Origin of the sequence: Aquabacterium sp. G14 (assembly GCF_037482285.1) — a bacterium.
Taxonomy (GTDB): domain Bacteria; phylum Pseudomonadota; class Gammaproteobacteria; order Burkholderiales; family Burkholderiaceae_C; genus Aquabacterium.
This window is the reverse complement of sequence record NZ_JBBEYB010000003.1, coordinates 293,013-306,062: the sequence shown is the minus strand read 5'-3', so window position 1 is coordinate 306,062 and position 13,050 is coordinate 293,013. Positions and strand designations below refer to the sequence as shown.

General features: G+C 63.5%; 6 protein-coding genes. 2 read left to right on the top strand and 4 right to left on the bottom strand.

The window, feature by feature from the left end:
* Positions 1–921: IS1595 family transposase (locus tag WIT60_RS05850; protein WP_339581920.1), on the bottom strand; the 921-nt coding region annotated here is incomplete at its 3' end.
* A 299-nt stretch (positions 922–1,220) separates the two neighbouring features.
* Here WIT60_RS05850 and WIT60_RS05845 point away from each other — a divergent pair.
* Both WIT60_RS05845 and WIT60_RS05840 read left to right on the top strand, forming a co-directional pair.
* A complete protein-coding gene (locus tag WIT60_RS05845) occupies positions 1,221–2,510 on the top strand; it encodes an O-acetylhomoserine aminocarboxypropyltransferase/cysteine synthase family protein (RefSeq protein ID WP_339582996.1) in 1,290 nt (429 codons plus the stop codon).
* A 152-nt stretch (positions 2,511–2,662) separates the two neighbouring features.
* On the top strand, positions 2,663–3,568 hold the full coding sequence (locus tag WIT60_RS05840) for a bestrophin family protein (protein ID WP_339582995.1): 906 nt from the start codon (positions 2,663–2,665) through the stop codon (positions 3,566–3,568).
* Between the two features lie 12 nt (positions 3,569–3,580).
* On the opposite strand, the gene recD is transcribed toward WIT60_RS05840, so the two are convergent.
* Genes recD through recC form a run of 3 tightly spaced genes read right to left on the bottom strand, consistent with a single transcriptional unit; the run spans position 3,581 to position 12,890 of the window.
* Positions 3,581–5,584: an exodeoxyribonuclease V subunit alpha gene (recD, locus tag WIT60_RS05835; protein ID WP_339582994.1), complete on the bottom strand. Its 2,004-nt coding sequence runs from the start codon at positions 5,582–5,584 to the stop codon at positions 3,581–3,583.
* Positions 5,581–9,330 carry an exodeoxyribonuclease V subunit beta gene (gene recB / locus WIT60_RS05830; RefSeq protein WP_339582993.1) on the bottom strand — a complete coding sequence of 1,250 codons (3,750 nt, stop codon included), beginning with the start codon at positions 9,328–9,330 and terminating at the stop codon, positions 5,581–5,583. Before recB ends, recD begins: the two co-directional genes overlap by 4 nt.
* Positions 9,327–12,890, bottom strand: a complete 3,564-nt coding sequence (gene recC, locus WIT60_RS05825; protein ID WP_339582992.1) for an exodeoxyribonuclease V subunit gamma — start codon at positions 12,888–12,890, stop codon at positions 9,327–9,329. Before recC ends, recB begins: the two co-directional genes overlap by 4 nt.
* Positions 12,891–13,050: the final 160 nt, after the last annotated feature.

Genomic DNA, 13,050 nt, shown 5'->3' with positions numbered 1-13,050 from the left:
TTCCTTGATGGGCTTTGCTCTCACGACGTCGACGATGAGACTTGCGACCAGACCACGCAGATCGAAGCGGCGGTTGAACCTGTAGGCGAAGCCAGCAAGGTAGTGCTCGGCGTACTTGCGGTAGTTCAGGGCATGGAAGGCTCCGGCCAACGTGGTCTTGAGATTGCCCAGCACGGTGTTGACCCACTTGAAGCTGGGCAGGTCGCGCGGCTTGAGGGAGCCGACCACCATCGGGAGGTGAAGGCAACCGGCATCGGCCACCGCACTGAAGCAGGCCAAACCATCGCTGTGCACGCTGGTGCCCGGTGCCAGATTGGACTTGGCCCACTTGCTGATCGCTTCAGAGGTGAACCCTCTGACCACATTGAGCTTGATGAACATCGGATGCCCGTGATCATTGACCGAGACAGCCGCGACAAAGGGGACCTTGTTCTCGGAGCCCCGACCGACTTTGCCGCCTGTGCGCTCGCCTCCGAGGTAAGCGTCATCGAGTTGCACCGTGCCGCTGAGTTGGTGGGTGGCGTCTTGCGAGGCCATGGCCCGGTTGATCTTCTGATGCAACAGCCAGGCAGTGGGATAGCTCACGCCAAGCTGACGCTTGAGCGCCAGGGCAGACAGGCCGGTTTTGGCCTGACTGATGAGGTAGATGGCCAAGAACCAGGTCGTCAGGGGCAGTTTGGTGTGTGCCATGAGACTGCCTGCGGTCAGGGAGGTCTGATGCCGACAGCCATTGCACTGGAAGAGCTTACGGACACCGTGGCCGACCACATAGTGATCACTGCTGGAGCAGCGCGGACAGCGAAATCCCTCAGGCCAGCGCGCGGCCTTGATCGCTTCGGCGCACTGTGCCTCGGTGCCAAAGCTACGAAGGAATTCCGGAATCGACATGCCGTGCTGGAACTGAATCTGGTTGAAGGCCATGGTGCTCACCCCACTGTAAGAAGACCACAGATTAGTGAGTCACAAGCTCATGGGGTGAGCCTCGCTGAGGCAGGTTTCTAATCAGGTTGCGTTTTGGGTCAGTTTAGAACCGGCCACATGAACTGACCCGAGTGTTTTTACCGAGACAGCACATGGCGTCTGGCCCCTTTATGCGTTTTCCGATGAAGCCGGAGCGTGGGGATTCCTTGCCGCGCATCGATTCCGCGTCTATCGTGTCACCTCGTCTCACACGCCCCCTCAGCGTGAAGACCGCCACAAGATCAATTCTGGAGATTTGAATGAGCAATCCCGAGTGGAAGTTTGAAACCCTGTCCGTGCATGCCGGCTACTCGCCCGACCCGACCACCAAATCTGTGGCCGTGCCCATTTACCAGACGGTGGCTTATGCCTTTGACAGCGCCCAGCACGGCGCTGACCTGTTCGACCTGAAGGTGCCGGGCAACATTTACACCCGCATCATGAACCCGACGCAAAGCGTGCTGGAAGCGCGTGTGGCGGCCCTGGAAGGCGGCATTGCCGCCCTGGCCGTCGCCTCCGGTCAGTCGGCCATCACCTACGCCATCCAGACCATTGCCGAAGCTGGCGACAACATCGTGTCGTCCACCGCGCTGTACGGCGGCACCTACAACCTGTTTGCCCACACCCTGCCCCAGTTCGGCATCACCACCCGTTTTGCCGACCACAAGGACCCGGCCAGTTTTGAGGCGCTGATTGACGAGCGCACCAAGGCGGTCTTCGTCGAGTCGCTCGGCAACCCGGCCGGCAACGTCACCGATATCGCCCGCATCGCCGAGATCGCGCACCGCCATGGCGTTCCGCTGATCGTGGACAACACCGTGCCCTCGCCCTACCTGTGCCGCCCCATCGAGCACGGTGCCGACATCGTGGTGCAATCGCTGACCAAGTACCTGGGTGGCCACGGCAACAGCCTGGGCGGCGCCATCATCGACTCGGGCAAGTTCCCCTGGGCCGAGCACAAGGCCCGCTTCAAGCGCCTGAACGAGCCTGACCCGTCCTACCACGGCGTGGTCTACACCGAAGCCCTGGGCGCTGCCGCCTACATTGGCCGTGCCCGCGTGGTGCCGCTGCGCAACACCGGCGCCGCCATCTCGCCGTTCAACTCCTTCCTGATCCTGCAAGGCATCGAGACCCTGGGGCTGCGCATGGACCGCATCAGCAGCAACGCCCTGAAGGTGGCCGAGTTCCTGAAGGCCCACCCTGCGGTGAAGTGGGTGAACTACGCCGGCCTGCCCGACCATCCGGACCACGCGTTGGTGCAAAAGTACCTGTCGGGCCAGGCTTCAGGCTTGTTGACCTTTGGCGTGCCCGGTGGCCGCGAAGGTGGTGCCCGCTTCCTGGACAACCTCAAGCTGTTCACTCGCCTGGTCAACATCGGCGACGTGCGCTCGCTGGCCACGCACCCGGCCTCGACCACCCACCGTCAACTGTCGCCCGAAGAGCTGGCGAAGACCGGCGTGAGCGAGGAAACCGTGCGCCTGTGCGTGGGCATTGAGCACATCGACGACCTGCTGGCCGACCTGTCGCAAGCCCTGGCTGCAGCGGGCTGAAGCGGCTTTACGCGGCTCAACGGAGAACTGGCCTGCGGGCCAGTTTTTTTGTGCCGACGAGGGCGAACGGTGCGCGATGACACCCCACGGTCACACCACGAGTGACACAATATCGCCCTTGAGAAAATAGGCCCAGTGGCCAGAGGTCTCGCGTGATTGTTCGCCCCCGTCCCAATTGGCTGCGCATGCTGTTCGTCTGGCGCGGGTCGATCCTGAAAAAGATCCTCCCCCAGTTGGGCTTCACCACCGCGCTGTCGATCGCGGTGGTCATCTTCCATGGCGAACTGCTGGACTGGAAAGTCACGCTCACCGCCGTGCCTTTTTCGTTGGTTGGCGTCGCGCTCGCCATCTTTCTAGGCTTTCGCAACAGCGCCAGTTACGACCGTTACTGGGAGGCCCGCAAGCTTTGGGGCAAGCTGCTGACCGACAGCCGCAATGCCGCGCGCCAATGCGTCAGCTTCATGCCTGGCGACCCACGCCCCTTCGCCTTGGGCATTGCCGCCTTTGTGCATGCGGCACGTCATCAGTTGCGTGGCACCGACCCGAGCGCCGACATGGCCCGCCTGCTGCCCCCCGAGGTGGTGAAGCAACTGGAAGATCGCCGTACACCCATCTTGCAGATCATGATGTGGCTGTCCTCGCAGGTGAAGCATGCGCATGATGACGGCAAACTCTCTCCCATCCTGGCGGCGCAAATCGATCACTCGCTGTCTGGCCTCAACGATGCCTATGGCGGCTGTGAGCGCATCGCCTACACGCCCCTGCCCTTCACCTATTCGGTGATCCTGCACCGCACGGTCTACCTGTACTGCCTGATGCTGCCCTTCGGCCTGCTGGACTCGATCGGCTTCATGACGCCGCTGATGGTGGCCTTTGTGGCTTACACCTTTTTCGCCATCGAGGCCCTGAGCGACGAAATCGAAGAGCCCTTCGGCACCATGCCCAACGACCTGGCGCTGGATGCCCTGTCGCTCAACATCGAGAGCCACGTATTGGAAATCCTGGGCGACCGGGACCTGCCACCCAGGGCCGAACCCAAGGACTATCTGCTGACCTGAGGGCGCGACGCCTCAGTCGTCTGCCAGCAAGGTCAACAGCCCGCTGGCCCGCTGCGTGGGATGCTGGATGGCACTGGTCAAGGCGCCCGGATCAGCCGCCACCAATGTGAACGCCTCACGGGCCCGCGTGATGCCGGTGTACACGAGTTCGCGCTGCAACATCCCCAGACCGTAGGGCGGCAGCACCAAGGCCGTATGCCGGAATTCGGAGCCCTGGCTCTTGTGCACCGTCATCGCGAAAGCCGTCTCCACATGGGCCAATCGGCTGACGCCCACCGAGCGAATCTCGGGTCCATCCATGAAGTAAGCGCGCAAGGGGGCGCCACGGGTGACCGGCCGCAGCGCAATGCCGATGTCGCCATTGAATACTCCCAGCGTCGGATCGTTGCGGGTCACCATCACTGGTCGCCCTTCGAACCACTCGCCCGATGGCTTGACCCAACCGGCGCAGGCCAGGGCCTGCTGCACTACTCGGTTCAAGCCCGTGACGCCCCAATCGCCTTCTCGCACCGCGCACAACAGGCGAAACCGATCGAACGCCGTCAGCACGCGGCGCACCCACTCCGTGTGGGCGGTCTCGTCGCCAAAGTCGGGGCGCGTGGCCATCGCCTGCAGGTATTCCGCATAGCCTCCTTCTGCGTGTGCTCGTCCCTGCAGGGCCAGTTGCACAGCCACCTCAGGCCCTGACGCCGCCAAGCTGACGACCGCACCCGTCTTGTCTTGCGACAGGATGCTCAGGCTGGCACGCACGTCTCCCTGGTTCACCGCCAGGGCCAGCTTGCCAATGGGGCCGCCAAAGCGCCGACTCTCGCGCAGCATCACGGTTTGTTGCGCCAGCAGCGGAGCAGCACCACTGTGGTCCTGGTAAATCAGGTCCAGATCCTGGCCGGCTACCTCGCGCGCGTACCGCAGGGTTTCCGGTTCGTAGCATCCCCGCTCCGCGTCACGGCACAGGTCACCCAGCACCGCACCCGCTTCGACCGAGGCCAGTTGGTCCTTGTCACCCAGAAAGATCACCCTTGCAGTCGGTGGCAAGGCATCCAACAAGGCCGCCATCATCTCCAAATGGATCATGGACGCTTCGTCCACGATCAGCACGTCCACATCCAAGGGATGGCTGGCGTTGTGACGGAACTGCCGCGTGTCCGGCCGGGCACCCAACAAGGCGTGCAAGGTACGGGCCGCGCCGACCCGCTGGGTCAACTCGCTCAGGTTGATCCGATCCCCCAAAGCGTCTTGCAACTGCGCCAACGAAGCGTCAATCGATTGCTTCAGGCGGGCCGCAGCCTTGCCGGTCGGGGCTGCCAGGGCCACCCGCAAGCCTTGGGCATCGGCATCGACGGCGAACAACAGGGCCAGCAGGCGTGCAGCCGTGTAGGTTTTGCCCGTTCCGGGCCCACCAGTGATGACCGACAGACGTGCGCGCAAGGCCACTGCACAGGCAAGCTTTTGCCAATCGGTTACGAAGGTGTCCCCGCGGTGCGCATCTTTGGCCTCTTGACACACAGCTGTGGGAAACAACTGATCCAACCAGGTGCGCGTGACCGCCTCATCCACCGGCACGCGATCCGACACCCGCTGGCGCAGTTGCCGAGCCACGCGGCACTCGTAATCCCAATAGCGCCGCAGGTACAGCACGGGAGCGGCTTCCTTGCCCCCCAGCACCAGCGGCTGCCCATTGTCGTCATCAAGGCGGGCATCTCTCACCACACGGCTGGCACGCAGGGCGGCCACCCACTCCACCAAGGTGGTGGGCAACGTTGACCACAGGGCGTGCACAGCAGCCTGGGCCTCGGGCGGTCCAGCCAGCAATGCCAGTGGCGGCGCGACCACATGCGCCAAGGGCAAGCAGGTGTGTCCACGCCCCTCCATCTGTGACAGCACCGCGGCGGCCACCAACAAGGGCGGGCTGGCATCGAGGTCACGCTCGGAGAGGAAGGCTGCCAGCGCGGCATCCAGGCGGCGCAGCCAGCCCGCCTCAGCCCACTGGTCCAGGGTTTGGCAGATTGGGTTCATGCCGCATGCTCCTCGTCGGCCAGGAGGCTGTCCAAGGCATCCAGCAAGGGCCACACAGGTGGCATGACATAGGCGCCACGCTCCGGCCCATCAATGCCGCGCAGGAACAGGTACACCGCGCCGCCCAGATGCTCGGTGGGCTCGTAGGCATCGCCCAGCCGCACACGTAGCAAGCGGTGCAAGGCCAGGAGGTAGATGGCCGCCTGGACATCGTAACGATGCTCCGCCATGGCCTCTTCCAAACGCTCATGGGTGTACGCGCGCCCCTGCTCGCCCAGATGGTTCGACTTGTAGTCCAGCACCCAGTAGCGTCCCTCGTGCTCGAACACCAGGTCGGCAAAGCCCATCAGCATGCCGTGCAGCTCGCGCTCAGGCAGCGTGGGCCGGTCGCGACCACTGAGCAAGTGCAGGCGACACAGCGCATCGATGGTATGAGCCTGCAAACGCCCGGCCGGCAACCAGAACTCCATTTCTGGCAGCAGGTGTTGCAAGCTTTGCAAGCTGGCGCCCACACCGGGCAATGGCAGGGTCACCACTGCCTCCAGCCACTGGGTCACCTCGCCAGCCTGCTCAAGCCGACCCGCGCGCTCACACTGGCGACGCAACCGCTCGGTCACATCTGGGCGACTCACTGCAAAGCTTTCCGCCGCCAACCATTCCAGCTGATCGTGCAAGAAATTGCCCGCCACGGCGCCTTTGGTGAACCGATGCCAGGCAGGCGGCTGTGAGAACGCTTCTGCCTGCGTTGATACGGTCTGCGCTCCGTGCTCGTGCGCCAACGTCACATCACCCTCCATGGGCAAAACAGGAACGCCGCCCGGCTCACCGGGCACACCATCATCTGGTGCCTGTTGTGACACCGGCCACTCGTCATCGGCAGGCCTCAACGGTGACGTCACCACACTGCCCAGAGACCGCACCAGCGCGGAGAAACTGCCAATCGTCCAGCGTTTGTCAAAACGCGCCGCGTACACCGGCGCCTCGATCAACGCCGTCACGGCTTCATCACGGGTCAATCGGGTGCGCTCAATTTGGGATGGCAATGCCAGCAAGGCCATGTCCACGTCTCGCGCAGCCAAGCGTTGCAGTCGCTCCAGCACGCCTTCGGGCTCGCATGGCTCGGCCCCCACCAACAAGTACCCTGAGGCACTGAGGTGGTTGCTGCAGCGCTGACTGCGCGCGTCGCCCACGGCCGGCAAGCCCATCCACACGGTATGTCGCGCTCGCGTCAGGGCCACATAGAACAGACGCAGGTCCTCACGCAACCGATCTCGATCGGCCGCTTCCTTGACCGCAGGGTCTGACAGGTTGAGCACCAAACGACGCTGCCCGTCCTCGTCCAACAGGTGAACGAACGGCGTGCGGGCCGGGTCCACCTTTCGATGGGAAGCAGCAAACGGCAGGCACACCACCGGGTACTCCAGCCCCTTGCTCTTGTGCACGGTCACCACCTTGACCAGATCGGCGTCGCTCTCCAGGCGGACGATCTGCTCCTCGCTACCGCTCCGTCCCTCATCAATCTGCATGCCCAGCCAACGCACCAGAGCCTGCTCGCCATCCAGTTGCGTGCTGGCGTTCTGAAGCAGCTCGGCCAGATGCAGGAAATTGGTCAAACGCCGCTCGCCCCCCGCCTCCGCCAGCCACCGCGCCGGCAGCGCCAGGCGGTGCAAGGTCTGGCGCAGCATGGTCAGCACGCCCTGGTTCTGCCACACCCCATGCAGTTCGCGCAGTGATTCGCTGCGATCGTCAAAGGCTTCGTCGTTGGCCGCCAAATACGCCAACTCATCCAGGCTCAGGTCCACCATGCGGGTGGCCAACGCGGCACGCGCCAGACGAACATCCAATGGCGATGCGACAGCACGCAACCAGTGCAACAGGTCGCGCGCCTCTTCGCTGGCGAACACCGAGTCCTTGTCTGACAGGTACACCGACGCCACATCGCGATGGCGCAACTCCCGGCGAATGGCCTCCGCCTCCTTGCCATCGCGCACCAAGACCGCCACGTCGGCGGGGCGCAGGCGCTGGAAGCCCTGGTCTTTTCGCATGAACCCCACTGCGGGGTCGTTCAACCAGCCCACGATCTGCTCGGCGCAACAGGCCGCGAATGGCCGCAGTGCGTCCTTGGCTGAACGCACACCATCCAGCGCATGCACCACCTGAATCGCAGGCAAAGGTCCGGAAGCACCCACCAGCGCCTCGCTTCGCCCCTTGGCCTTCACGGGCACGAAGGGCAACACGCTCTCCGCCTCTCCTGGCTCGCCAAACAGAAAGGCGCCTGGTCCGTCTCGCTCTTCGGCCTGTTCAAACCAAGCATTCACTGCGGACACCAAGGCCTGGGTCGAACGGTAGTTCGTGTCCAACACGTAATGGCGCCCGACAGTCGCACGACGTGCTGCCATGTAGCTGTGAATGTCCGCCCCACGAAAACCGTAGATGGACTGCTTGGGGTCCCCAATCAAGAGCAAGGCACTGTGCCGCGCATGGTCGGCCGTGCGGTAAATCTGATCAAAGATCCGGTATTGCAACGGCGAGGTGTCCTGGAACTCGTCGAGCATGGCCACGGGATACTGATCCAGCACGCGCTGGCGCAGCGTCTCGCCGTGAGGGCCCGACAAGGCTGCATCCAGCCGGTGCAACATGTCTGCAAAACCAAATGTGCCGGCTTGCTTCTTCAAGTAGGCCAGGCGCTGTCCCACCCTCGCCGCTGCGTGCAACCTGACCGGTGTGCGCACCTCGGGAAGATCAGACAGATCACGCAGCAACTGCTCAAAGGCTTCAAAATGATCCGGCATGTTGACGCCGCCAGCAGAAGGCTTGCGAGCCTCCAGCAAGCCGTCCGGACTCAAACGATGACATGCTGCGGGCGTGAGTCCATGCTCCTCCAGTTCCGCGTCAGCGGCCCAGGCTGCCAGTTTGCCCAGCCACCCTTGATAGTTGCCCGGTGCCAGCTTTCTGCGATCCCAATCGCACTCCTTGGGCTCAGTCTGAGCATCCAGCCACTCGCGCATGGCCTGCGCCCGCTGCGCCCACCCAGCCTTGAGCGTGTTCAGCCGATCGCGGCGGTGCCGCTGGCTCTCGCGCAAGCACTCCGCCAAGCTGCCGCGCCCTGCTCCCGCTGGCAACAGCTGCTCATGCAGCCGGCCCACGTCGCGGATCAAGGCCGGCACATCCTTCCAAACATCCAGAACCACTGAGAGCTCGTCGCCACTGAGGCCATAGCACTGCTGGCGCCAATAGTCCTGTGCCGCCTCGGTCAACAAGGCATCGGCATCGGGCTCCAGCGTTTCGTCGAAGAGGCAGCCACTGTCAAACGCATGCTCACGCAGCATGCGCTGGCACCATGCATCGATCGTATGCACCGAGGCCTCGTCCATCCCCTCGGCGGCCATGGACAAACGCCATGCCGCCTGACGGCGCGCTTGCTCATCCGGGTATCCCGCCAGCAGATCCCTCAGCATCGGATCAATCTCGTCGGAAGGCAACTCACCCCGAAAGCAAGCGGCCGCTTCCACCAATCGTGCCCGGATTCGGTCCGACAACTCACGGGTCGCTGCCCGCGTGAAGGTCATCACCAGGATGTCTGCGGGCAACAGTGGCCGATGAAAGCCATTGTCTTCGCCGCCGTGCCCCAGAACCAAACGCAGGTACAGCGCCGCAATCGTCCACGTCTTGCCCGTGCCCGCACTGGCTTCAATCAGGCGACTGCCCCAGAGCGGAAAAGTCAAAGCGTTCAGCGGTTGACTCATGCGGCGCCCCCCACACTCCCCGGTGCCGCGGGAGCATCGTCGCTGATGGCCCCGTCCATCACAGGCTCGTGCATCACCACCGTCACGTGGTTCGCAGCCCATGCCTGCATGCGCCCCCACACCTCGTCTGCCAGCGACTCGAAGCGGCCGTCAGCGTTCAAGGCATCAAAGTCCGGATACAACCGAGACCAGCAGGGGTCATCGGCCTCGGCATCCCGCATGAAACCTCCCTCGTACACAGACTCGGGCTCTTCCTCCGCAACCTTCGCCAAGGCCGTACGCATGGGCAGCGGCAACGGCGCGTCCAAGCCCGCCCGCCAGACCCTCAGCAAGGTCCGCATGTCGTCTTGGGCAACCAACGGCTCCATGGGCGAGCAGCACACGGTTGCATCGCTACCGACCACTACCCCCTGCAACAACACCCCTTCAGAGGCCGCGACGACGCTTCGCACCCAAGCCAGTCGCAGCTTGTCCAGCCTGGGCTTGGCAGGCTCCTTCTTGGTCGGCTTGCTCTTGGCCAGCTTCCCGGGGGCCAAGTCCAGCCAGGTGGGCAAGGCATCAACCTCATCGGAGACACGCAAGTGGTCCAACCAGTCTTGCAGCACCACACCGTCCTGCTCAATCCTCACCGCACGTCTCGCTGCCGGATGAGGATAGCGTGCCACCTCCTGCTGCCAAGCGATCAGCATGGGCAACAAGGTGCGCTCCAGGGCTTGCTGCGTCCAGACACCCAGCGCACCCATAGGCAGGCGTCCTGAGCGGCGCAAACGACCCAGGCGAGCCCTGACCTGCTCATGCAGCGCAGCCGAACGTGCCTCGCTGTCATCGGCCTGCCCCTCATGTGTGGCCAACCATGCGTCCAGGTCGGCCAGCACCTCGTCTGTCAACGTGTCCACCGTCTGGTGTTCTTCCAATGCATTCAGACCGAAAGACTCCTCGTCCTCCGGCTCCGTGTCCATGTCCTGGAACACCACGTTCAGCCGTTGACGGAAAAACACCTGCGCGGGATTGCGCAAAAACTGCGCGAGTTGGGCCATGGTCAGCGGCACATGGGGATCGGGCTCATACGGTGGCAATGGCGGGGCCAACGCAGAGGCACCCTCACCCATCACGCCTTCGGGCATCTCACGATGCGCCGCGTGCCACTCTCGCGCATGCGTGAACAAGCGTGAGCCCTGTTCAAAATACCGGCGACTGAAAGGCTGCAAAGGGTGCTCGGTGGTGCGCGGCCCCAACACATCTCCTGCCCAGCCTGCCGTCAGGTAATCACGCAACTGCGACACCAGCACCGAAGGTGGTTGCGCCGTGTTGTCACGGACACTGCGCCCCGTCCAACTCACATACAACTGGCGACGCGCTGACAGCAAGGCCTCCAGCATCAACTGCCTGTCATCGTCCCGGCGTGAACGGTCTCCCGGCCGGTTGGTGCCGGGTTGCAACATCAAATCAAAGTCTGTTCGCACCGCGCGGCGAGGATAGTCACCGTCATTCATGCCCAACAGGCATACCACCTCGAAGGGGATGGCCCGCATCGGCATCAAGGTACAGAACGTGACGCCCCCGGCCTTGAAGCGCTTGTTCACCGTCGGCTCATTCAAGGCCGACAACCACGCCTCCCGAGCCACATGCAAGTCCACGGGCTCGTCAAAACCGGCGAGCTCACACGCATCCAACCAAGCACGCAAAGCATCATCCAAAGCGGTCAGGATCAAACGATCCTGATCGTCCTGCGCCTGAACCATCTCCGATAACAAGGCACGTCCGCGATCAGCCCATCCCAAGGGAGTGGCAGGCTCGCTCAACACCTCGCACCAATGGGTCAGGCGGGCCAGCAAGCTGGCCAAGGCTCCGGCCAGCTCAGCCTCCAGGCCACCAACCTCAGCATAGGCTTCAATGCCATCAAACTCGCCGTGCCCGGCCGCATAGCCCAGCAGCATGCGACGCAACCCGAACCAGCCTGTATTCTGCTCACCGCAGCTGGCCAGGCCCAGCTTGTCCCGATGGGCCTCATCGAGGCCCCAGCGAATCCCAGCCCCCGTCATCCACTGCGTCAGGCGCGGCATGGCCTCTGCACTGATGCCAAAACGCCCGGCCACAGCCGGCACATCCAATAGGTCCCGCAACTCGCTGAACCGGCAGCGCTGATGCGGCAAGCGCAACAGCCACTCCAGCGCGGTCACCAGGGGACTGCTGGCACGGGCACTCAAGTCTGCAATGTCAAACGGGATGAACCGCGCGTCATGCCGGCCGTACTGACCGAAAACCGCCCGGATGGCCGGCGCAACCTGGTCAACGTCTGGCACCATGACCACCACATCGCGCGGCTGTACTGGCGAGTCGGTGCCTGCGGTGTCTGCAAACAGCTGCAAAAGCTGATCGTGCAGCACCTCCACCTCGCGCATGATGCTGTGCGCCACATGGAACACGATTGACCGGTCTGTGCCCAGGACCTCACGTTTGGGATGTTCCTGCAAGGGCACCAGATCACGGATGCACCGCTGCACCTGCACCAGCAGAGACGCATCGTGCGCATCGCCCTCCTCGAACAGGTCCACGCGGGGCACCGTGAAGCGAGCCTGTGCCTGCTGCACATCATCGAATTCATCGAGCTGACGAACGAAGTCACGACTTTGCCGGCCCCAAGCAGCCAAAAGCGGATGCGCATGAGCATGCATTTGATCGAGCGACAACTGCGACAGATCGACATCCCCACGGAATGCATGACGCCGGCGCGAAATCCCTCGCAGCAACTCACGGCCGTCCATGATGTCCGCCCAGTGAAAGCGACATGGATTGGGGATCGCCATCAACACCTGGCTGTGTTCACTCAGTGTGGTCAACAGCTGCAACGTCGGCAGTGGCACGCTGGTCATGCCGAACACCACCACACGCCGCGCCACCGGCCGGGCCAGCGCCGCCCCATTCTCCAGCGCATGCAAGACCCGCTGGTGTACCCTCGGGCGGATGCTCCCCAGCTCGACGGGCCCCAAGCTGCTCAACAAGGCACGCCACAACATCGGCTGCCAACGCTGTTCCGCCGGAACCAACTGAGGTGGACGCCCCGGGCAGGCCAACTCATCACGCCCCTCCGCCCAAGCTTCCAGCCAGTCAGCCCGGTACACCTGATACTGATCGAACAGGTCCGCCAAGCGGCTGGCCAATTGGTACAGTCGGTCGGGCTCATCCCCCTGCAAGAAACCAGCCACAGGCTCGAAACCTGGCTCATTCATCCACTGGGGCAAGAGTTGCATCAAACGCCAAGTCAATGGCGCCTTGTCGGTGGCGCACTGGCTGGGCACCTGCTCCCGCCCCAATACCTGCCGATAGGTCCGCCACATGAATCGGGCAGGTAACTCCACGCGCATGGCTGCACACACACCACCATCGCGCGCCAGGGTCATCTTCAACCACTCGGCCATGCCGGCGCTTTGCACGAGGATGACCTCCTCCTCCAATGGCGCCAGAGGCCGCTGGCGCAGCCACATCAAGACAGCCTCCGCCAACGCCTCGGAGCGGTTTCCGTGCAGAGCGAGCAGGCCTGTCTGGATATCAGTTTGCATGGGCGGATGCATGTTCAAGTCGTGCTCATCATCTCCGATTCCTGGCTCATGGCGTGAGCCGGAATCGAGGCGACATCAGGCAGCGGACATTGTCTCCGATGCGCCACACCGCAGCACCGGCAGTGCTGGGGACGAACACCTGAGCCTGAGGCGCGAGCCG